Annotated in this window: 14 protein-coding genes and 2 tRNA genes; 11 read left to right on the top strand and 5 right to left on the bottom strand. The window is 49.9% G+C overall.

What is annotated here, in order from left to right; genetic code table 11:
• Positions 1 to 27: 27 nt before the first annotated feature.
• From BKD14_RS09180 to lon, 8 genes are all read left to right on the top strand, one after another.
• On the top strand, positions 28 to 1,389 hold the full coding sequence (locus BKD14_RS09180; RefSeq protein ID WP_075655377.1) for a sigma-54 dependent transcriptional regulator: 1,362 nt from the start codon (positions 28 to 30) through the stop codon (positions 1,387 to 1,389).
• A 2-nt stretch (positions 1,390 to 1,391) separates the two neighbouring features.
• Positions 1,392 to 2,768 carry a Trk system potassium transporter TrkA gene (gene trkA, locus BKD14_RS09175; RefSeq protein ID WP_075655375.1) on the top strand — a complete coding sequence of 459 codons (1,377 nt, stop codon included), beginning with the start codon at positions 1,392 to 1,394 and terminating at the stop codon, positions 2,766 to 2,768.
• 29 nt (positions 2,769 to 2,797) lie between these two features.
• On the top strand, positions 2,798 to 3,601 hold the full coding sequence (locus BKD14_RS09170) for a capsular polysaccharide synthesis protein (protein ID WP_075655373.1): 804 nt from the start codon (positions 2,798 to 2,800) through the stop codon (positions 3,599 to 3,601).
• A gap of 362 nt (positions 3,602 to 3,963) precedes the next feature.
• Entirely contained in the window at positions 3,964 to 4,200 is a 237-nt protein-coding gene (gene hfq, locus BKD14_RS09165; protein WP_022712353.1) for an RNA chaperone Hfq, read from the top strand.
• A 215-nt stretch (positions 4,201 to 4,415) separates the two neighbouring features.
• Entirely contained in the window at positions 4,416 to 5,885 is a 1,470-nt protein-coding gene (hflX, locus tag BKD14_RS09160) for a GTPase HflX (RefSeq protein WP_225687779.1), read from the top strand.
• A 182-nt stretch (positions 5,886 to 6,067) separates the two neighbouring features.
• Positions 6,068 to 6,694 (top strand): ATP-dependent Clp protease proteolytic subunit, encoded by a 627-nt coding sequence (locus BKD14_RS09155; protein WP_022712351.1) that lies wholly within the window; start codon positions 6,068 to 6,070, stop codon positions 6,692 to 6,694.
• 345 nt (positions 6,695 to 7,039) lie between these two features.
• Entirely contained in the window at positions 7,040 to 8,314 is a 1,275-nt protein-coding gene (clpX, locus tag BKD14_RS09150; RefSeq protein ID WP_075655371.1) for an ATP-dependent Clp protease ATP-binding subunit ClpX, read from the top strand.
• A gap of 402 nt (positions 8,315 to 8,716) precedes the next feature.
• Entirely contained in the window at positions 8,717 to 11,140 is a 2,424-nt protein-coding gene (lon, locus tag BKD14_RS09145; protein ID WP_075655370.1) for an endopeptidase La, read from the top strand.
• 52 nt (positions 11,141 to 11,192) lie between these two features.
• On the opposite strand, the gene BKD14_RS09140 is transcribed toward lon, so the two are convergent.
• The 3 genes from BKD14_RS09140 to BKD14_RS09130 form a co-directional block, all read right to left on the bottom strand.
• On the bottom strand, positions 11,193 to 11,597 hold the full coding sequence (locus BKD14_RS09140) for a hypothetical protein (RefSeq protein ID WP_075655367.1): 405 nt from the start codon (positions 11,595 to 11,597) through the stop codon (positions 11,193 to 11,195).
• A 261-nt stretch (positions 11,598 to 11,858) separates the two neighbouring features.
• A complete protein-coding gene (locus BKD14_RS09135; protein WP_245293606.1) occupies positions 11,859 to 13,085 on the bottom strand; it encodes a metallochaperone AztD in 1,227 nt (408 codons plus the stop codon).
• A 211-nt stretch (positions 13,086 to 13,296) separates the two neighbouring features.
• Positions 13,297 to 14,814, bottom strand: a complete 1,518-nt coding sequence (locus tag BKD14_RS09130; RefSeq protein ID WP_075655363.1) for a VOC family protein — start codon at positions 14,812 to 14,814, stop codon at positions 13,297 to 13,299.
• 688 nt (positions 14,815 to 15,502) lie between these two features.
• Here BKD14_RS09130 and BKD14_RS09125 point away from each other — a divergent pair.
• Positions 15,503 to 18,295, top strand: coding sequence for an autotransporter outer membrane beta-barrel domain-containing protein (locus tag BKD14_RS09125; RefSeq protein WP_245293605.1), 2,793 nt, complete (start codon positions 15,503 to 15,505; stop codon positions 18,293 to 18,295).
• Between the two features lie 123 nt (positions 18,296 to 18,418).
• On the opposite strand, the gene BKD14_RS09120 is transcribed toward BKD14_RS09125, so the two are convergent.
• Together BKD14_RS09120 and BKD14_RS09115 are read right to left on the bottom strand one after the other, a co-directional pair.
• Positions 18,419 to 18,494, bottom strand: a tRNA-Lys gene (locus tag BKD14_RS09120).
• Between the two features lie 215 nt (positions 18,495 to 18,709).
• A tRNA-Lys gene (locus BKD14_RS09115) sits at positions 18,710 to 18,785 on the bottom strand.
• 471 nt (positions 18,786 to 19,256) lie between these two features.
• Between BKD14_RS09115 and BKD14_RS09110 the strand changes: the two genes are divergently transcribed.
• Together BKD14_RS09110 and glmU are read left to right on the top strand one after the other, a co-directional pair.
• Positions 19,257 to 20,003: a cytochrome c biogenesis CcdA family protein gene (locus tag BKD14_RS09110; protein WP_022712343.1), complete on the top strand. Its 747-nt coding sequence runs from the start codon at positions 19,257 to 19,259 to the stop codon at positions 20,001 to 20,003.
• Between the two features lie 206 nt (positions 20,004 to 20,209).
• On the top strand, positions 20,210 to 21,571 hold the full coding sequence (gene glmU, locus BKD14_RS09105; RefSeq protein WP_075655819.1) for a bifunctional UDP-N-acetylglucosamine diphosphorylase/glucosamine-1-phosphate N-acetyltransferase GlmU: 1,362 nt from the start codon (positions 20,210 to 20,212) through the stop codon (positions 21,569 to 21,571).
• Positions 21,572 to 21,638: the final 67 nt, after the last annotated feature.

Raw genomic sequence — 21,638 nt, 5'->3', positions numbered from 1 at the left:
ATAATGGGAACAAGGCAGGTGGATTAAATGGCTTCTGATATTCTCGTCGTTGATGATGAAACGGACATCCGTGATCTGGTTGCTGGTATTTTAAGCGACGAAGGTCACGAAACCCGCACAGCTTTTGATGCGGACAGCGCATTGGCCGCGATCAATGATCGTGTGCCGCGGCTGATTTTTCTGGATATCTGGTTGCAGGGCAGCCGTCTGGACGGGTTGGCATTGCTGGATGAAATCAAGAAACTGCATCCGGATCTGCCGGTGGTGATGATCTCCGGTCACGGTAATATTGAAACTGCTGTCTCGGCTATCCGTCGCGGCGCTTATGATTTCATCGAAAAGCCGTTCAAGGCAGATCGTCTGATCCTCGTGGCAGAGCGGGCATTGGAGACATCAAACCTTAAGCGCGAAGTTTCTAACTTACGCAAACGCTCCGGTGAGACATTCGAACTGCTGGGTAATTCGCTGGCGATGAACCAGTTGCGCCAGACCATCGAACGCGTGGCACCGACCAACAGCCGTATCATGATTACCGGCCCTTCGGGTTCGGGTAAGGAAATGGTGGCACGTGCCATTCATGGACAGTCGAGCCGTGCTAACGGGCCTTTCGTGACTGTGAATGCCGCTGCTATTACACCGGAACGTATGGAAATCGAGCTTTTCGGCACCGAAATGGATGGCGGGGAACGCAAGGTCGGCGCACTGGAAGAGGCGCATGGCGGTATTCTCTATCTCGACGAAATTGCCGATATGCCGCGTGAAACCCAGAACAAGATTTTGCGTGTTCTGGTTGACCAGCAGTTTGAACGTGTTGGCGGAACCAAGCGTGTGAAGGTTGATGTGCGTATCATTTCTTCGACCGCGCAGAATCTTGAAGGCATGATTGCCGAAGGTCTGTTCCGTGAAGACCTGTTCCATCGTCTGGCCGTTGTTCCGGTGCAGGTACCGCCACTGGCACAGCGCCGCGATGATATTCCGTCACTGGTGTTCTTCTTTATCAATCAGGTGGCTGAACAGGCCGGTATCAAACCGCGCCGTATCAGCGATGATGCGATGGCGGTTCTGCAATCCCATAGCTGGCCCGGCAATGTGCGTCAGCTGCGTAACAATGTGGAACGCCTGATGATTTTGGCGCGCGGCGATGATGTGGATGCGCCGGTAACGGCTGATCTGCTGCCGGCGGAAATCGGTGACACGCTGCCGCGCACACCGACTGATTCCGATCAGCATATTATGGCGCTGCCGCTGCGCGAAGCGCGTGAAATGTTTGAAAAGGAATATCTGGTCGCACAGATCAACCGTTTCAGCGGTAATATTTCACGCACGGCTGAGTTTGTGGGTATGGAGCGTTCCGCTCTGCACCGTAAACTCAAGTCGCTCGGAGTGTAATTATGCGCATCATTATCTGCGGTGCCGGTCAGGTCGGCTTCGGTATTGCTGAGCGGCTCGCTGCGGAACATAACGATGTGTCGGTGATTGATACATCGGAAAAGCTGATCCATGCCGTGCGTGATCTGCTTGATGTGCGTGGTTTTGTCGGTCACGGCTCGCATCCGGATGTACTGGAAGCGGCCGGTGCCGATGAAGCGGATATGATTATCGCCGTTACACTTTACGACGAGATCAATATGGTGGCCTGTCAGGTTGCCCATTCGCTGTTTAATGTGCCGACCAAGATTGCCCGTATCCGTGCGCAGACCTATCTGCAAAAGCAGTATCAGGAGATGTTCTCGCGCGATAATATGCCGATCGATGTGGTGATCTCGCCGGAACTGGAAGTCGGCGACATGGTGCTGCGTCGTATCGCTTTGCCGGGTGCTTCCGATGTGTTGCGCTTTGCCGATGACAAAGTGGTCGCGTTTGCCATTGAATGTATGGAAGACTGCCCGATCATCAACACACCGCTGAAACAGCTGACCGATCTGTTTCCAGATCTGCCGTCAACGGTGGTCGGCGTGGTGCGTAATGACAAGCTGTTTGTGCCGCATTCCGAGGATCATCTGCTTGCAGGCGATCTGGCTTATGTGGTGACAACGGTAGAGCAGGTGCGTCGTACGCTCGGCCTGTTCGGGCATGACAAGCCTGAGGCACGGCGGATCATCATTGCCGGTGGCGGTAATATCGGGCTCTATGTCGCGAAAAAGATGGAAGAGCGCCAGCCGCATACACGGCTGAAGATCATTGAACATAATCGTGAGCGTTCAGCCTTTGTGGCTGATGAGCTGGATAAGACGATTGTGCTCAACGGCAGTGCGCTGGATCAGGAATTGCTGCGCGAGGCGGAAGTTCAGGATGCTGATCTGATGGTGGCACTGACCAATCAGGATCAGGCGAATATTCTGTCCGGCATTATGGCCAAGCGCCTTGGCTGTAAGTCGAATATGGTGCTGATTAATAATTCTGCCTATCAGGAATTCATCCATACGGTTGGTATTGATTCTTACGTCAGCCCGAAAAATGTGACGATTTCCAAAATTTTGCAGCAGGTGCGGCGCGGGCGTATCCGCTCGGTGCATAGTGTCTATGACGGGCGGGCGGAGCTGATTGAGGCGGAAGCCCTTGAAACTTCACCATTAGTCGGCGCGCCATTGCGCAATATCGACCTGCCGGCCGGTTTGCGGGTGGGGGCGGTTTACCGTGACGGAAAAGTTATTAAGCCGCATGGCGATCTGCATATTCGCCGCAATGACCGCGTAGTGATGTTTGCGACAAGTGATGCGGTGAAGCACGTAGAACAGATGTTCCGCGTGAGTCTCGATTTCTTTTAAGCGCCTCATTTTAAAATTGAGTATGTTTTATGGATATTTGTACATTCTGGTACGGCAGCCAATTACGGCCGGTGGATCATATGTGCCTGACTTCCATGGTCAGAACCGGACAACGGGTTAAGCTGTTCAGCTATCAGCCCGTCGAAAATCTGCCGGAAGGTGTGGAGCAGCATGATGCTGCAACGATCATGCCGATTAAATCATTTCGCCGTCTTGATCCCGGTTTTCCGAACCTGAAAGATAATCTGACGATTGTTCAGTTCAGCGATATATTTCGTATCAATCTGATGAAGCATCGTCAGGGTGTGTGGCTGGATACGGATGTTTATCTGCATAAGCAGTTTCATCCGGATGCATCCAAACCCTATCTGGCGCGTGAAAACAGGGAGCGCGTCGGCGTTTCGGCTTTGTATTTCCCGCCCGATCATCCGGTGATTGCCGAATTTGATGCTTATATGGCCGGTGATTATCCGCTGCCGAAATGGCTCGGTTTACGCAGACGGGTTCTACGCCCGCTCTGGTACCGCCTCATCGGCAAGGAAGTGACCCCTGCTATGATCGGCATTACCATTTTTGGCAATGACGGTATTTCAAGGCTGGCCAAGAAATATGGCTGTTTCAATGATGCGGCGCCCAAAGAAAGTTTTTACTACTGGACTGCGCGTGACTGCCTGAACATTTTTGATCCGAAATATGGTCTTGAACCGCTGAAACATCCTGAATTTATCGGCTTTCATGTGCATCGCAAAAGTCCGGAAGAACTGGTTGCGCGCAAGGGCAGCTTTTATGAATGGATGCTGAAGCAGACAGGTGAGCTGACGGAGGCTGATTAAGCGCCATGAATTGTCAGAATACAGGTCAGATACAAAATATATTTGGCCTGAATGGCATAGTTCTGACTGTGCGGCAGCTAATCATCCGGCAGCATACAACATTTTGACGTTGCGCAAAAAATAGCGGCCTGTTAACCCTTTGCGGAATGTGGGATTATTCCCGCAACTATTGATTCTGTATCAATATACAGGTGCAATATCTGGGGCAGATGATAAAACCGGATGACAGGGGAAGTTTTTCTGCTGTTTCTTCGGAAATGAACTGTTTACGGGCTATGCGCTTCAGGCGGCATATTTGTAAACAGGGTAGATGTCTCCCCGAAATCAGTGCTGGTTGCGGATCGAAATAAAGGAATAAAAAAATGGCTGAACGATCGCAAAATCTTCAGGATCTCTTTCTGAATTCTGTACGTAAGCAAAAAATCTCTCTGACGATCTTTTTGATTAATGGCGTTAAGCTGACAGGTATTGTCACATCCTTTGATAACTTCTGTGTCTTGCTGCGCCGTGACGGACATTCACAGCTGGTATATAAACATGCCATCTCAACCATTATGCCAAGTCAGCCTGTGCAGATGTTTGAAGGCGAAGAAGAGTAAGTATTACAGGTCATTACGACTGTTTACTGAAATTTCGGAATGTTTTTATATCCGCAGTGCCTCAAGGCCTGCGGATATATTTGTTTGTAAATACGGGAATAATTATCTGAGGCGCGCTCATTGATGCAGGCAGCCCTGATGATTATCTGATGGGAACAGAAGCCGTTCCGGACAAAGATGGCCGGTTATGGCGATACATAAATCAGGATACACATTTGAAAAAACGCAATGATCCGGCAGCTGATCTGACGCCAGAAACAGAGATGCCAGAAACATATGAATTATCATCCGATGATAATTATGATGACGGCGCCAAACAGAAAAGCAGCAGAAAGCCTTTCACAACAAAAGTAGAAGATACACGGGCTTTTGTTGTCGTGCCGATTTTGCCGGAACGTTACGCGCTGGTCGTCGATCAGGATGAGAGCGAACGCCCGAAATATCGCCGGAGTGATGAAGCGCGGCTTGAAGAAGCTGCGGGACTTGCACGGGCGATTGATCTGAAAATTATCGACAGTTTTCTGGTGCAGACCTCCCAGCCGCGTCCTGCTACTCTGCTTGGCACGGGTAAAGTTGAGGATATTGCCGAACGCATCGAGCGTGAAGAAATCGAGCTGGTGATTGTCGATCATCCGCTGACACCGGTGCAGCAGCGCAATCTGGAACGCGAATGGAAGGTCAAGGTTATTGACCGTACCGGCCTGATTTTGGAAATTTTCGGCCGCCGCGCGCAGACCCGTGAGGGTAGTCTGCAGGTTGAACTGGCACATCTGAATTATCAGAAAGGCCGTCTGGTTCGCAGCTGGACGCACTTGGAGCGTCAGCGTGGTGGTGGCGGCTTTATGGGCGGTCCGGGTGAAACCCAGATCGAGGCCGACCGGCGTATGCTGCAGGAGAAAATCCTGCGGATCAAACGCGAGTTGGATACGGTTGTGCGTACCCGTCAGCTGCATCGCCAGAAACGCCGTAAGGTGCCGCATCCGGTGATTGCACTGGTTGGCTATACCAATGCGGGCAAGTCTACTTTGTTCAATCGTCTGACCGGTGCTGATGTGCTGGCGGAAGATATGCTTTTTGCCACGCTTGATCCGACTTTGCGCCGTCTGCGGCTGCCGCATGGCGATATGATTATCCTGTCCGATACGGTTGGTTTCATTTCCAACCTGCCGCACCATCTGGTTGCCGCGTTTAAAGCGACACTGGAAGAGGTGATTGAGGCAGATCTGATCCTGCATGTGCGTGATATGTCTGACCCTGACAATGCGGCGCAGGCTGAGGATGTGGAGACAATTCTCAGCGGTCTCGGCATTAAAAAAGGCGATGAGCGTGTCATTGAAATCTGGAACAAGATAGACCGTTTGAGCGAGCCGATGCAGGACAGCGCGGAAAATCTGAGCAGCGGCAGTCATGAAGATGCACGGCCTTTGCCGCTGTCTGCGTTGACAGGGCAGGGTACGTCTGAATTGCTGGCTTTGATCGAAAGCCGTATTTCCGGTGCGATGGAAAAGGTGCAGGTCAGCCTGCAGCCGGATCAGTTCGGTCTGATTGACTGGATTTACCGCCATGGCAGCAATGTGCGCCGTCAGGATGAGGAAGACGGTTCGGTGATTATCGATGTGGATATGACCGCCGGTTCCGCGCAGAAATTCCGCGATAAATATGCTTCCGTAACAAAACGCAGCTAAGGATGTGCAGCAGTCTGCCGTCATTTAGATTTCGGTAAGCATGAAAGATTAGACAGGGGCGGAATAGGGCGTTTATAGCGCAACACCTTGCGAAACGGGTACGCCTCGCCCTATGTATTGAGTATTACGAATCCTGACGGCAGTGTTTCGCTCCGTTCTCCGATAGCCAAAGGCAGTTAATGATGAGAGATCCAATTGAAACCGTTATGAATCTGGTCCCGATGGTGGTTGAGCAGACTGCACGCGGTGAGCGGGCCTATGATATTTTCTCGCGTCTTCTGAAAGAGCGCGTGATTTTCGTGAACGGTCCGGTTGAAGACGGCATGGCTATGCTGATCTGTGCGCAGCTTTTGTTCCTTGAAGCGGAAAACCCGAACAAGCCGATTGAAATGTACATCAATTCGCCAGGTGGCGTGGTCACTTCCGGCATGGCAATTTATGACACGATGCAGTTCATCAAGCCTCCGGTTTCCACGCTCTGCATGGGGCAGGCGGCATCCATGGGCTCGCTGCTGCTGACAGCCGGTGCAACCGGTCAGCGTCTGGCACTGCCGAATGCACGTATCATGGTTCACCAGCCATCCGGCGGTTTTCAGGGGCAGGCTTCCGATATCGAGCGTCATGCGCAGGATATCATCAAGATGAAGCGTCGCCTCAATGAAATCTACGTCAAACATACCGGCCGTGATTATGAAACTATCGAGCGCACACTCGACCGCGATCATTTCATGACCGCTCAGGAAGCGCTCGAATTCGGCCTGATCGATAAAGTGATCGAATCACGCGATCTCGGCGAAAAGAAAGACTGATAAACCGGATTCTGATCCGTTTTGCCTGAAAAACGGATCAGTTTTCTGAAGACCGGAATTTCGTGACAAGTGGTTTTCCGGCAGAAATCTTCGGCATTGTATAATTTTAGCCACATTTTTTCTGCCATTACCGCTTTTACTGTACTGTCGCATAAAACAGTGCGGTAGACAGGTTGTAAAACTGTCTTTTGCCTGTTTATGCTGAATGCTGTGTTAAGTGATTGTTTGGGTCTTGTGCCTAAAAAGACGACTGCCGTTCATGTCGGTTTCGGTCGGGAAGACATAACGGTTAGAACTTGGTGCCTGTTGCGGACAGCGGGCGGCCATTACTGAAAGGAAACTGCGATGAGCAAAGTCAGCAACGGCGGTGGCGATTCCAAAAATACGCTCTATTGCTCCTTTTGCGGAAAAAGCCAGCATGAGGTGCGCAAGCTGATTGCGGGGCCGACCGTTTTTATCTGTGATGAGTGCGTCGAGCTTTGCATGGACATCATCCGCGAGGAAAACAAATCCTCGATGGTGAAGTCGCGTGAAGGCGTTCCGACCCCGCAGGAAATTATGGCGGTTCTCGATGATTACGTCATCGGTCAGAGCCATGCCAAGCGTGTTCTGTCGGTTGCGGTTCATAATCACTACAAGCGTCTGGCTAACCAGCCAAAGAGCGGTGATGTTGAACTGGCAAAATCCAATATTCTTCTGGTTGGCCCTACCGGTTGCGGTAAGACCTATCTGGCACAGACACTGGCGCGCATCATTGATGTGCCGTTCACCATGGCTGATGCCACGACACTGACCGAAGCCGGTTATGTCGGTGAAGATGTTGAAAATATCATTCTCAAGCTGTTGCAGGCTGCCGACTACAATGTCGAGCGTGCGCAGCGCGGTATCGTCTATATCGACGAAGTGGATAAAATCAGCCGTAAGGCCGATAATCCGTCGATTACCCGTGACGTATCCGGTGAGGGCGTGCAGCAGGCTCTGCTGAAGATCATGGAAGGCACTGTGGCTTCCGTACCGCCGCAGGGCGGGCGCAAGCATCCGCAGCAGGAGTTCCTGCAGGTGGACACAACCAATATCCTGTTCATTTGCGGCGGTGCATTTGCCGGACTGGATAAGATCATTTCGTCCCGTGGCGAAAAGACCTCCATCGGCTTCAGCGCGACTGTAAAAGCGCCGGATGAACGCCGTATCGGTGCGATTTTCCACGAGCTGGAGCCGGAGGATCTGGTGAAATTCGGTCTTATTCCGGAATTTGTCGGTCGTCTGCCGGTTATTGCGACACTGGAAGATCTGGATGTGGCCTCTCTGGTCAAGATCCTGTCTGAGCCGAAAAATGCTCTGGTGAAGCAGTATCAGCGCCTGTTCGAGATGGAAAATGTTGAGCTGACATTCCATGAAGATGCGCTGCTGGCAATTGCTGGCCGTGCGGTAGAGCGTAAGACCGGTGCCCGTGGTCTGCGTTCGATCATGGAAAAAATCCTGCTTGATACCATGTTTGACCTGCCGACACTGGAAGGTGTTCAGGAAGTGGTTATTTCCGGCGAAGTCGTGGATGGCAAAGCGCAGCCGCTTTACATCTATGGCGACCGTAAGGAAGAAAAAGGCACGGTTTCCGCTTAAGGAAACAAACAGCCTGTCAGCTGTGACGAAAATTAAAAACGCTCAGGAGCAATCCTGAGCGTTTTTCGTTTGAATATACGCTCCAGAGCTCACATTCTTATATTTATGAGTTAAAATATCATATTTTATTGTGCTGGATTGTGGACGATAGGGGAAACACGGCGAAACCGGCACTTTAGGCGTTTCTTTAACCGCGAAACCGCTTTAAAAGATGGGTATGAAAATTGCATTTTGATCCGGTGGTCATAAATGCGCTGATTTATTCTGCTGTATGAAGCATAAACAGTGCTTGAAATAGCGGCAACGGGTGGCCAATTATACAGTCGATGCACGCAGTGATTTGCTGATGAAACGGGGGTCATTGTGTGGCGATCGGGTGGTTAACCCGGGAAAGGACTTAAAATGACGGATACAGAGTTGAAGACATCGGTGGGTGGTCAGGACGGGCTCTATGCCGTATTGCCATTGCGCGATATTGTTGTCTTCCCGCATATGATTGTGCCGCTTTTTGTCGGCCGCGAAAGATCAATCCGTGCGCTTGAAGAAGTGATGGGCGTTGATAAGCAGATCCTGCTTGCCACGCAGAAAAATGCTGCCGACGATGAGCCGGCCAATGACGCGATTTATGAAATCGGTACAGTTGCCAATGTGCTGCAGCTGCTGAAACTGCCGGACGGCACTGTAAAAGTGCTGGTCGAAGGTATTGCACGCGCCAAGATTTCCAAATTCAGCGACCGTGAAGATTATCACGAAGCCTATGCTGACATTCTTGAACTACCGGAAGAAGAGCCGGTGGAAATCGAAGCGCTGTCCCGCTCGGTGATGAGCGACTTTGAAAATTACGTAAAGCTGAACAAGAAGATTTCGCCTGAAGTTGTCGGCGCGACCAGCCAGATCGACGATCATTCGAAACTGGCCGATACGGTAGCCTCGCATCTGGCGATCAAGATTGCTGAAAAGCAGGAAATGCTTTCGATCCTGTCGGTTCGTGAGCGTCTTGAAAAAGCTCTGGAATATATGGAATCCGAAATCTCGGTTCTTCAGGTTGAAAAGCGCATCCGCTCGCGTGTTAAACGCCAGATGGAAAAGACCCAGCGCGAATATTATCTGAATGAACAGATGAAGGCGATCCAGAAGGAACTGGGCGACGGTGAAGACGGCAAGGATGAACTGGCCGAGCTGGAAGAGCGTATTGCCAAGACCAAGCTGAGCAAGGAAGCTGCGGAAAAAGCGCAGGCTGAAATGAAAAAGCTGCGGTCGATGAGCCCGATGTCGGCGGAAGCCACAGTGGTGCGCAACTATCTCGACTGGCTGCTGTCCCTGCCGTGGAACAAGAAGTCCAAGGTCAAAACCGATCTGGCTTTTGCCGAGGAAGTGCTGGATACAGAACATTTCGGTCTGGATAAGGTTAAGGAGCGTATTGTCGAGTATCTCGCGGTACAGTCACGCGCAGCTAAGATCAAAGGCCCGATCATCTGTCTCGTAGGCCCTCCGGGGGTTGGTAAGACCTCGCTGGCGCGCTCGATCGCCAAGGCAACCGGTCGTGAATATGTGCGTATGTCGCTTGGCGGGGTGCGTGATGAGGCTGAAATCCGCGGTCACCGCAGAACCTATATCGGCTCCATGCCGGGCAAGGTTGTGCAGTCGATGAAGAAAGCCAAGAAGTCCAACCCGCTGTTCCTTCTCGATGAGATTGACAAGATGGGGCAGGATTTCCGTGGTGATCCGTCATCGGCTATGCTGGAAGTGTTGGATCCGGAACAGAATGCAACCTTCATGGATCATTATCTGGAGGTCGAATATGACCTGTCCAACGTAATGTTCGTGACGACTGCAAACTCGCTGAATATTCCGGGTCCTCTGCTTGACCGTATGGAGATCATCCGTATTGCCGGTTACACCGAGGATGAAAAACTTGAAATTGCCAAGCGGCATTTGCTGCCGAAGGCAATCAAGGAACATGCTTTGCAGCCGAATGAATTCTCGGTTGATGAAGCAGCCATTCTTGCTGTGATCCAGCACTATACCCGCGAAGCCGGTGTGCGTAGTCTTGAACGTGAAATGATGAAACTGGCGCGTAAAGCTGTCACGGAAATCGCACGTAAAAAGACCAAGTCGGTTCATGTGACCAAGGATAATATTTCTGATTATCTCGGTGTCATGAAGTTCCGTTACGGACAGATCGACGGTGAAGATCAGGTTGGTGTTGTTACCGGTCTGGCATGGACGGAAGTGGGCGGCGAATTGCTGACCATTGAAGGCGTGATGATGCCGGGTAAAGGTCGTATGACCGTGACTGGTAACCTGCGTGATGTGATGAAGGAATCCATTTCGGCTGCGGCATCCTATGTCCGCTCCCGTGCGGTGGATTTCGGCATCGAGCCTCCGCTGTTCGACAAGCGTGACATCCACGTGCACGTACCGGAAGGTGCGACTCCGAAGGATGGTCCGTCTGCCGGTACAGCAATGGTAACGGCAATTGTTTCTGTGCTGACCGGTATTCCGGTACGCAAGGACGTTGCTATGACCGGTGAGGTCACATTGCGCGGTCGTGTTCTGCCGATCGGCGGCCTGAAGGAAAAACTGCTCGCAGCTCTGCGCGGTGGTATCAAGAAGGTGCTGATTCCGGAAGAAAACGCCAAGGATCTGGCTGAAATTCCGGACAATGTGAAAAACGCATTGGAAATCATTCCGGTCTCTTATGTCGGTGAAGTGCTTGAACATGCACTGATCCGCAAGCCGGAGCCGATCGAATGGGTTGAACCGGAAGTATCAGCCATTGCCAAAACCGGCGATGATGATGCTGTTGTGGGCATGGCTCACTAATCATCTGCAATAAAAAATCAAAAGCCCCGCAAGTCTGACTTGCGGGGCTTTTTTATTTCACAATGATAGTAAGGGTTTTCTCTTCTAAAACACCGTCTGAATATGCAAATCGTAATTTAATAGTATCTGTTCCCTTAAATCCTGAATTGGCCGTGTAATAGGCGACAGGCCCGTTAACTTTAGTCGACCGACACCGCTTATACGCTGTATCGCTTGGGAATATGCGCTTCATGCCAAGATCGACTTTGCCATTTTTAGGTGCAGAAATTACTTGAATAATAGGGAGGCCAAAGTTTTCGCAATCTGGTTGTATGTGCCAAAGCGCTGCAATCTCGATCCTTTTACCTGCGATTGTGTATTTCGTACTATTAAATTGCTTTATTCCGGGGGCGGATACACATCCGGAAAAAATAAAACCAACAACAATCAGCAGCCAGATTTTATTCAACTGCCTCATACATCCCTCCGGTAATCCCAAATCTAAGATGTAATGTATCTGGAAATACCACTCTCGCAAAAACAACTAAGTGCTAGCAAATCAATGTTAAATCGCTTTTTTGGAGTCTGTCGCTTAATTATCCGTGCCTGTTGCTTTGACGGTTTCGAGCGTTTTGGTGTCGAGCAGATTGCCCTTGCCGTAAGCAGCGAACATCCGAATAGCAAATATAAAAAAGACCAGTATCAAACTGGTCTTTTCATTTTGTGAGGCTTTTTATTTTTAGTGTTCTGCGCCTGAGCCGCCGACAGCAACAATGCTGAATGGCTGATCGGCCACAGGTATGGTGCGGTCTTCTTTAAAGCTTTCAATATTAATCAGACGTACCAGACTGTGGCGCGGATCGGTAATCGCAATATGGTCACCCGCAACGGCCAGACGCGGGCGCGGATCACGCCAGTGGCCGTCTTTGCTGTAAGGCTCGGTCACTTTCGCAGAACGGGTGATTGTGCCATCCAGAATATTGATGAGATGCAGCTGGCCGTCTTCCGTCAGCACATAGGCATTTTTCAGACGGGCAGGGTCGAGCGCAAAATCCACACGGCGGGTCGGCAGATCAACGAGGCGGTAAGGCGTGTCGCTTTCCGGATCAATCAGCGCAATCTTATCCTCACCGTAATTGCCGAGAAAGAACTGCATCGCCTTGCTGCCGATGAGCGTGCTGACTTTGCCCTTTGGCAGATCGGCACCATAGGTCAGCATTTTCAGCTCGGCTTTTTTGTCTTTGGACGGGCTGGCAATCAGCACGCCTTCCTCACAACCAAACGCAGCGAGACTGGCGGAGAAGGCTTCGCCATGCAAGGCTGTGCAGGTTGCAACATCGCCGGTTTGCGTACCGTCAGATTCAAGAACACGCAGGCCGAGGCGTGGCGGCAGGGCATCGGGCTTGGTTTCTGCTTCCAGATTTGGCACGGAAGCCAGATATTGAGTGCCGAAAGGCACGATCACACCATGATGCGGCGCAGTTGCATCAATGATTTTTGCCTGCGGCTTGCCTTTCAGAATATCCTGCTCGGACAGTTCATGGCCTTTACCTTCCCGGTCGAAGAACAGCACAACACTGTCACCATGCATCACCGCATGAACCGGCCGTTTGCCTTCAAATTTCTCATCCAGCAAGGCTGTGTCTGAAATTTCCAGATCACGATGGTCGCCATGATCGGAAAGGCTGATGCCGGTTTTAATGACATTCACCTGATCGGCATCGGATTGCACGGCGAATACAGTTTCACCGGATGCACTCGCCGTCAGACCGGCATGGCCTTTGATATCAAATTTTCCGAGTTCTTTGCCGCTCTCCAGATCAATCGCCCGAACCACCGGCTTGGTATGATCGGCAACAAACAAACGCCAGACTTGCTTGTGTTCCTCATCTGCACCGGCATGACCGGCAATCAGTAGGGAGCCTAATATGCCGAGCGCCGTTGCGCATTTTAGCTGTTTTAGCATCATAAACCTCAAGTCGAAATGTAATAACATTACGATTGATAGATGCGTTTATCTGACATGTCTATGCCACAAAAGAAATTATTGTAATTTTATAACATAATAGAGCGGTCTGATTGAAACTTAATCGTGAGAACCGCTCTATCTTTTTTATCCTCGCATTGTTCGACGCAAACCGCTTCGCACTTTGCTGGAAATGCTTTTATGGCTGCGTTTATAAATGCAGCCATTCCTTTGCACGGGCAATATCATCCTGCGAGAGCTGATGACCTGCATTGAGCGTCTCTGCCGTTAAACTCGCGCCGTTCTTGCTGAGCCATGTATTCAGCGCTTCAGCATATTTGCCGTAAGGATCAGATTTTCCGGCCAGAGTCAGTACCTCTGTGCCGGACAGGTCAGCCTGCGGTACATCTTCCAGCACATGCATCGGGCGGCACAGAATAGCGCGGCGGATCAGTTTCGGGAAAAGCGCCATCACTGCAGCGGCAAAATTTGCACCATTGGAGTAGCCGAGCACCGTGATATCTTCCGGTTTCAGGCCATAAGAAGCAATTGCCCCTTCAAAAAAGGCGTTAAATGCCTCAGCCTCCGAGCGGATATCCGCCTGATCGAACTGCGTGGCGCCAAAGCGGCGGAACCAGCGGGCAGTCCCTTCCTCATGGCTGCGTCCGCGCACGCCGAGCAGGGTAGCACGCGGGTTGACGCGATGCGCCATCGGCATCAGATCAGCTTCATTGCCGCCGGTACCGTGTAGCAGCAGAATAACACTGCCATCGGGATTTTCCGGCGTATAGAAGCGATGCACAAAGGGCAGGTCACGCATGGCAATTCTTTCCTCTCCGGGCATCGCAAATTGCGGCATTATCACTTTCAGATCCTGCGCGCGCTCCTGATTATGCGGTGGTACAAACAGTGTTTCACCCAGATGCTCCGGTGTTTCATCAATGGTAAAACCCGGTCCGTCGGTTGCCAGCTCAATCAGCGTTCCGCCCGGTTCACGCACATAAAGTGAGGTGAAATATTTGCGGTCATGGAAATTGGTGATCGACGAATTGAGGCGAGACAATTCCGCTTCAGACGCTTTGACTGCATCGACATCTTTGGCGCGGAATGCCACATGGTCGGCAATGCCGGTTCCGGGAATGCCCGGCACAAAGCCGCTGACATTGCGAACATCCACGAAATCCGTGTCGGAAACCATGCGCAGTACGGTTTCTTCACGCTGACCTTCACTATAACCGAAGCGCTTGATGAAAGCGGCGGTTTCTTCCTGCGTTTCTGTGAAAAGGGTAACGCTGTGAAGACGGGTAGGGGCAGAATTCCACGGATGTGCAGCCGGCATGTCATGACCGACCAGCTTGACGGTAACACCATCCGGATCTTTGAGGCGCAATACCGGTTCACCGAATTCACGCTTTGGCCCTTCAACGCGAATCTGCCGGGACAGAGCGCGTGTCAGCCAGTCACCGATTGATTCCGGCGGGACTGCGAGTGCAATTTCCGCTACCTGACCATGCCCGACACGGCCGCGCGCACCTTCTTCCCAGACAAGAAATGTAATCAATGAACCCGGAGAGCCAAGGGCATCACCGTAAAACAGGTGAAGCTGCTCACCGTCTTCAAAGCCGCCGGTTTGCTTGACCAGACGCAACCCCAGAAAACCTGCATAAAAATCAATATTGGCCTGCACATTGCGGGTGATAAGGGTCACATGATGGATACCGGAGGTCATATTGGCCTTTCTGATACTGATAAAGCAGAGAATGAAATCAATCTCTGCCGAACTGTTCTGTGTTTCGCATTATATTATCGTAGATTTGTATTTTTGTAATATGGGCAGGGTGAACACTGTATCAACACCGTTCAATTCCAGAAAAGTTGATTTTTTTCACAGGCATAAAAAGACCCCGCATTGCAGAGCAATACGGGGCAGATATCGAGTAGGTATCATGAGGAGATCAACTTGGTGAAAATATCATCTGTTGACAGTCCAACTATACGCATGAGTGCATATTAAAATAGTCCAATATAAGACTGGCAATTTGTTGTTATTCTAGCATTCTGATTTTTATGAAATCATCGTAAGTGTGTGAAAAATACAGCTTATGATGTTGTTTTGGTGCGTACTGCACGTTACGTACTTTATTTTTTGTGTTCTTATATAAGTATATTCACACATAATAAATGTGGAGGTGCTTATGAAAGAGCTCTTATTAGCAAGTACAGTACTTAGCGGTGCATTTATTTTCAGTTCTGCTGCGAATGCCGCACCATGTGTAGTCAATGCAAACGGAACCTTTACCGTTAACAACGGCAATAATCAAAACGGATGTTCTGTATCATCTGTCCAAAATATAATTGGTAATACATCTTCAGGAAATATCGGTTTTCTCATTTACAGTCAGAGACTTAATCGTGTTTTGACAATTGAGAATGATTTCACAACGACGGTTAAGGGAGCTGTAGGTATCTCAGCTTATGGTACGTCTCCTGATTTTACCTCAACATTTGACGCCGCCGGTAAAACAATTAATCTAACAATTGAAAATACTGATGCAAACTCTGCAGCGCCTGCCGGTGATAATATTGCCAAGAATGGTGTCGGGGTGACGCATGGTGGTACCGTGAGAATCGGTACATTGAATTTAAAAATGTTGAATTTGCCAAGCCGTGGGTTTTTTGAACATTATGGTGTGGTGGCCGGATCGACAAATAATGCCGGTGAAACATCCGCATTTAATGGTATGCGCTCAAGCGCGCTTTTTGATAATCTTGATATAAAAATGCAATCCGGACCGTATATTTTTGGTTACCCTCTTTTAGTCGGTATTCGTGCTATACAGGGTGCGCATCAGCAAAGCGGAAACGGATCTGCAGGATATGTGGAAGTAAAAGGTAATCTGGCAATCGATATTGATGCGGCATCAAATGATGCTATCGGTATTTATGTATCAGGTTCAGAGCAAAACCGCAGGGTTCCGGAAGTCAGGCTAAACAACAGCAATATTAAAATTAAGAGTACATCCGGTCGTGCCAATGCAATCCGTCTTGGTAAAACTGCTAATGTTGGCACAGGTGAAGGCCGCCTGACCTCACTTGGACACATGGAAATTGATACTACGGCTGCCGCCAACAGTTCCGCCATCGCTGTTATCTGGCAAGGGGCTGTTTTGGATGCCAATACCGATACTTCAAGTACGACCATTAAAGCAGGCCGTGAAGCCATTAGTATCAGCGGTAATTTCAACCAATCCAATGCACAGACCGACACGATGTTTAATAATCTTGTTGCGTCTACAACTTCAACAACGGCGAACCTTGTTGAAGTTGCAAGTAATCAGCAAAGTTATTTTCTGACTGTGCGTGGCACGGATAGTTTGCTGACAGCTGCCAGTGGCGGATATCTGCTTAATGTCGGCGGAACTGCTCTTGCCCCAAGTATGACCACATTCAATTTTTCAGAAGGTACAATGCTTGGCCTGACCAATAAGGCAGCTGTATCAACTTTGAATCTGAATCTCGATAAGAAGGCAAAATGGGTTTTGCAGGAGAAAACCGGTTCTGCGCCTTCAACGACGGCTGTATTCACCAAGCTGGATCTTAAAAATGCTTCCGAAGTTGTAGCTTACGGATCAGGCGGCGCTCCCGCTGCTTTTACATTGCAGGGAGACATCAACAGCATTGGCGGTATTCTCAACCTGTCGGATGGTAAAACCGGCGATCAGCTGATTTTGCAGGGGCAATATATGGGCTCACAGGGGGCTGTTGCCCATCTGGATACATTCCTTGGCGCCAGCGGCTCAGCTTCTGATATGATTGTGAATGATGGTGGTTCAATTTCCGGACAGACTTTGCTGCGTATTAAAAATACAGGGACTGATCCTGATGGGGCAGATACTGAGCCGGGGCATGGCATTAAACTTGTAAATTCCATGAATGGTGGCACAACAACAGCTGATGCTTTTATGCTTGATGCAAGTGCAGCCAATGCCTATCAGTTTAATGGCAAGACTGTTGTTGGTGCCGGTGCCTATGCCTATTCCTTATATAAAGGCCCAAATATCAAATCCTCCTCCGTAGCTGATGACTATTCAGACAGTGAGATTGCGGATGACTGGTATTTACGCTCGGAACTCGACAAGAAAGATCCAGTCGATCCGGTAGATCCAGTCGATCCGCAGTTTACACAAGGCGTGCCTGTCTATGAGGCTTATCCGCAGGTTCTGTTGGCTTTGAACAGTCTGCCGACACTCCAGCAGCGCGTCGGCAATCGTTACTGGAGCAATGCCGGTAATATTATGATTGAGCAGGGCGCAGACGTGATCGGCACTCCGGCTGTTCCTGCGGCTGAAACCGGAAGTTTTACCGAACGTAATGGCATTTGGGGACGCATTGAAGGTCAGCACCTGAAGTCCAAGCCGGCCGTCACCACATCAGGCACGCAATATGATGTTGACATCTTTAAAATGCAGGCCGGTCTTGATGGCGTTTTAACAGAGACTGACAATGGTCTGCTGATTGGCGGTATTACAGTTCATTATGGTCATGCATCGGCGGATACCCGTTCTGAACATGGTCTTGGTAAGATCTCGACAGATGGTTATGGTTTTGGCGGCACGCTGACCTGGTATGGAAATAACGGTTTCTATGTCGATACACAGGCACAGGCAACTTGGTATGACAGTGATCTGAGCACGAGAGGCGGAAGCGCTGTCTCTCTCGTCGATGGTAATAACGGCTTTGGTTATGCTTTATCTGCTGAAACCGGTAAACGAATTACGCTGAATGACCGGTGGTCGGTTACACCTCAGGCGCAGCTCACTTATTCCAATGTCGATTTTGATAATTTTACCGATCAATATAGTGGTGCTGTTTCCCTTCACAAGGGCGACAGTCTTCAGGGACGTATCGGTATTTCCGCAGATTATCAGAACTCCTGGTACAATGATAAAGGCATGATAAACCGTTCTTATGTCTACGGTATTGCCAATCTGTATTATGAATTCCTCGATGGCTCAGCAGTTGACGTATCGTCTGTGCGTTTTGCCAGCCGCAATGACCGTTTCTGGGGCGGAATTGGACTGGGCGGCAGCTATAATTGGGATAATGATAAATATTCCATCTATGGCGAAGGGTCGGTAAATACCAGCCTCAATAATTTCGGAGACAGCTACGCCTATAAAGGAACCATCGGACTTCGCGTCAAATGGTAACAAGTTTGAAGATCTTTTAAAAACATTGAAAGCCCTGGAGACATCCGGGGCTTTTTTATTCAGCAAGCATTTGATAATGCGAAGCGATTAAAGAAAATATCTGTAAGCTATTTGAGGGGAAAGTGGTGAGCGCGCACGGGTTCGAACCGTGGACCTACTGATTAAAAGTCAGTTGCTCTACCGGCTGAGCTACGCGCTCTTGCAATTTCTGAGACATGAAGTCCCTGTCAGGAGCATCTCGGTAATGCTCTGCAAGTGGGGCGATACATAAGGCGGTTTGGCGCCATCGTCAACACTAAAATCAGTGTTTAAATTCAAAATCTTAAGTTTATACACAAGACAGGTACAAAGACAGATTTAATGCGCAGACAAACAAGCTGTTCAAATTTAAGAGGATTTTATAAGGGGAGAAAGTGGTGAGCGCGCACGGGTTCGAACCGTGGACCTACTGATTAAAAGTCAGTTGCTCTACCGGCTGAGCTACGCGCTCTTGCAATTTCTGAGACACGAAGTCTCTGTCAGGAGCATCTCGGTAATGCTCTGCAAGTGCGGCGATACATAGGTGCCGATATCGCGATCGTCAACACCAAAAATCATTGTTTTTGATGTGAAAGTGGATTTTTTGAAGTTTTTTCCGGTTTTTCCCCATGTTGAGGTGCGGAAATCGCGCTCATATCATGCATATTTGATGATTTTTGTGTTCTGAAGAAAAATATAGAGGGGCGATTCATGTCTCCGAATGAGATTCTTTTAAAGAATGATTCCGGCAAGCCATTGTTTGCGTGATTGATTCCTGAAAATTTACAGATATTCGCACCTGCAGTTCCTATCCGGAACATTTCTGGCTATAAGACCCGCACGACTATAAGCAGCACCATGCCCGTGAGCTCGCACTGAATCGGCGGGGCAAGGCTGGTGGTTGCTGAAAGTCGCAGATTTCGTAATTTGACAGGGAAATAATATGGCAATCGACATTTCTTATCTGACAGCTGTTGGTGCCGGTGCCTTATCTTTTCTCTCTCCCTGTGTTCTGCCGCTCGTGCCGCCTTATCTCTGTTATATGGCCGGTGTGAGTGTGGATGATTTCCGCAATGGCGGAGAGGCCTCGCAGGCCACACGCAACCGCATCCGGTTGCTGGTGACGTCATTTGCATTTGTTCTCGGCTTTACCACCGTATTTGTGGCACTTGGTGCCGGTGCATCGTCAATCGGTCACTTTCTGCGTCAATGGCAGCAGGAAATGGCGATTGCCGCCGGTCTTGTTATTATTGTGATGGGGTTGAATTTTCTCGGACTGATCCGCATTCCGTTGCTGTCACGGGAAGCACGTTTTCAGGCAAATTCCGCACCGGCCACACCTTTGGGTGCCTATATTATGGGGCTGGCCTTTGCATTCGGCTGGACACCATGTATCGGGCCGGTATTAGGGCCGATCCTGACACTGGCAGGCTCCAAAGCTTCTGTGCTGGATGGTGCATCGCTGCTGGCTGTTTATTCGCTGGGGCTGGGCATTCCGTTTATGCTGGCGGCGCTGTTCTCCGGCCGTTTCATGCGGTTCCTGTCACGTTTCCGCGTGCATATGGGCAAGGTCGAAAAAGTAATGGGTATTTTGCTGGTGCTTGCCGGTATCCTGTTCCTCACCGGCGGTATGGAAGCTTTTGCTTTCTGGCTGCTTGAGACATTCCCTGTATTGGGCAAGCTCGGCTAATCACGATACGTACCGGCTGTTTCTGAAAAGTGACCGGCACAACCATAAATCCTGAACAGGAAACTGTTTAAAAACAGAATAATACCGCGATTCATACAAAATCATCGGCACCTTGCTTGTTTTGTGTAAATGAATCTATACGTTTTGCCTTTAAAGTGGTTCTGATAATTCAGACCTCTTTGCCAGTTATGAAACACGGAATTAATATGGCTTCCAGATCCTGCCTGACTATCATCCTCGCTGCCGGTGAGGGTACCCGCATGAAGTCTTCCATGTCCAAAGTACTGCATGAGATTGCCGGCCTGCCGCTGGTGGGGCATGTAGTTAAGGCCGTGCAGGGTGCTGATGATCAGGCTGATCTGGCCGTTGTTGTCGGTCGCGGCGCGGCTGATGTGCAGAAGGCTGTTGGCAAAATCAGCGATAAAGCGCGTTTCTACGAGCAGACCGAGCGTCTTGGTACTGCCCATGCGGTTCTGGCTGCGCGTGAAGCTCTGGCGGAATCGCATGATGATGTGCTGGTCGTGTTTGGTGACACACCGCTGATCGAAGAGACCTCTTTGCGCGCTGCCCGTAACAAGCTGGCGGAAGGCGCGGATATTGTGGTGATGGGCTTCCGTCCGGAAAACCCGACCGGCTATGGCCGTCTGGTTGAAGAAAATGGCAAGCTGATTGCAATCGTTGAAGAAAAAGACGCGACGGACGAGCAGCGTAAAATCACATTCTGCAACGGCGGATTGATGGCGCTGAATGGCAAGCATGCGCTGCAGCTGATCTCTGCCGTGAAGAACGATAATTCCAAAGGCGAATATTATCTCACCGATGTGGTGAAGCTGGCACATGCGCAGGGGCTGAATGTTATTGCCATTGATGTACCGGTTGAGAATGTCATTGGCATCAATAATCGTGCAGAACTGGCCGAGGCTGAAGCTCTGTGGCAGGCACGCAAGCGCCGTGATGTAATGCTATCCGGCGTGACGCTGATTGCACCTGAAACGGTTTTCTTTGCGCATGATACGCTGATTGAGGCCGATGTGCTGATTGAGCCGAATGTGTTCTTTGGTCCAAAGGTGACCGTTGAGTGCGGTGCCGTTATCCATGCATTCTCTCATGTTGAAGGCGCACATATTGGTGCCAATACCAGTGTGGGGCCGTTCGCACGCCTGCGTCCGGGTGCAAAACTGGCCGAGAAAGCCAAGGTCGGCAATTTCTGCGAAGTGAAAAATGCGGATATCGGCGCCGGTGCCAAGGTCAATCATTTGTCCTATATCGGTGATGCAACTGTGGGTGCGGAAACCAATATCGGCGCGGGCGTGATTACCTGCAATTATGATGGCTATAACAAGTTCAAAACCATAATCGGTAGCAATGCCTTTGTTGGTTCCAACTCTGCTCTGGTTGCGCCACTGACAATCGGCAATGGTGTTTATGTGGCTTCCGGCAGTGTGATTACCGATGAAGTGCCTGAAAATGCATTGGCTCTCGGCCGCGCCCGTCAGGTTAATAAAGAAGGCCGTGCAGAGATTTTGCGCGAAAAATATAAAGCCATTAAGGCAAATAAAAACAAATAATTATCATAAAATAATCATTTTTAAATTTAAAGTGATGATAGGAATTGTGTGGTCTTAAGGCCTATAG

Source organism: Pseudochrobactrum sp. B5 (assembly GCF_001939785.1).
GTDB classification, from domain to species: Bacteria; Pseudomonadota; Alphaproteobacteria; order Rhizobiales; family Rhizobiaceae; genus Pseudochrobactrum; species Pseudochrobactrum saccharolyticum.
This window is presented reverse-complemented; position numbering and strand designations above follow the sequence as displayed.

Bases quoted from the DNA above. Each gene is read 5' to 3' on its own strand.
- BKD14_RS09140 (WP_075655367.1), bottom strand. From the start codon at position 11,597: ATGAGGCAGTTGAATAAAATCTGGCTGCTGATTGTTGTTGGTTTTATT.
- lon (WP_075655370.1), top strand. From the start codon at position 8,717: ATGACGGATACAGAGTTGAAGACATCGGTGGGTGGTCAGGACGGGCTC.
- BKD14_RS09135 (WP_245293606.1), bottom strand. From the start codon at position 13,085: ATGCTAAAACAGCTAAAATGCGCAACGGCGCTCGGCATATTAGGCTCC.
- BKD14_RS09155 (WP_022712351.1), top strand. From the start codon at position 6,068: ATGAGAGATCCAATTGAAACCGTTATGAATCTGGTCCCGATGGTGGTT.
- clpX (WP_075655371.1), top strand. From the start codon at position 7,040: ATGAGCAAAGTCAGCAACGGCGGTGGCGATTCCAAAAATACGCTCTAT.
- BKD14_RS09110 (WP_022712343.1), top strand. From the start codon at position 19,257: ATGGCAATCGACATTTCTTATCTGACAGCTGTTGGTGCCGGTGCCTTA.
- BKD14_RS09130 (WP_075655363.1), bottom strand. From the start codon at position 14,814: ATGACCTCCGGTATCCATCATGTGACCCTTATCACCCGCAATGTGCAG.
- trkA (WP_075655375.1), top strand. From the start codon at position 1,392: ATGCGCATCATTATCTGCGGTGCCGGTCAGGTCGGCTTCGGTATTGCT.
- hfq (WP_022712353.1), top strand. From the start codon at position 3,964: ATGGCTGAACGATCGCAAAATCTTCAGGATCTCTTTCTGAATTCTGTA.
- glmU (WP_075655819.1), top strand. From the start codon at position 20,210: ATGGCTTCCAGATCCTGCCTGACTATCATCCTCGCTGCCGGTGAGGGT.
- BKD14_RS09180 (WP_075655377.1), top strand. From the start codon at position 28: ATGGCTTCTGATATTCTCGTCGTTGATGATGAAACGGACATCCGTGAT.
- BKD14_RS09170 (WP_075655373.1), top strand. From the start codon at position 2,798: ATGGATATTTGTACATTCTGGTACGGCAGCCAATTACGGCCGGTGGAT.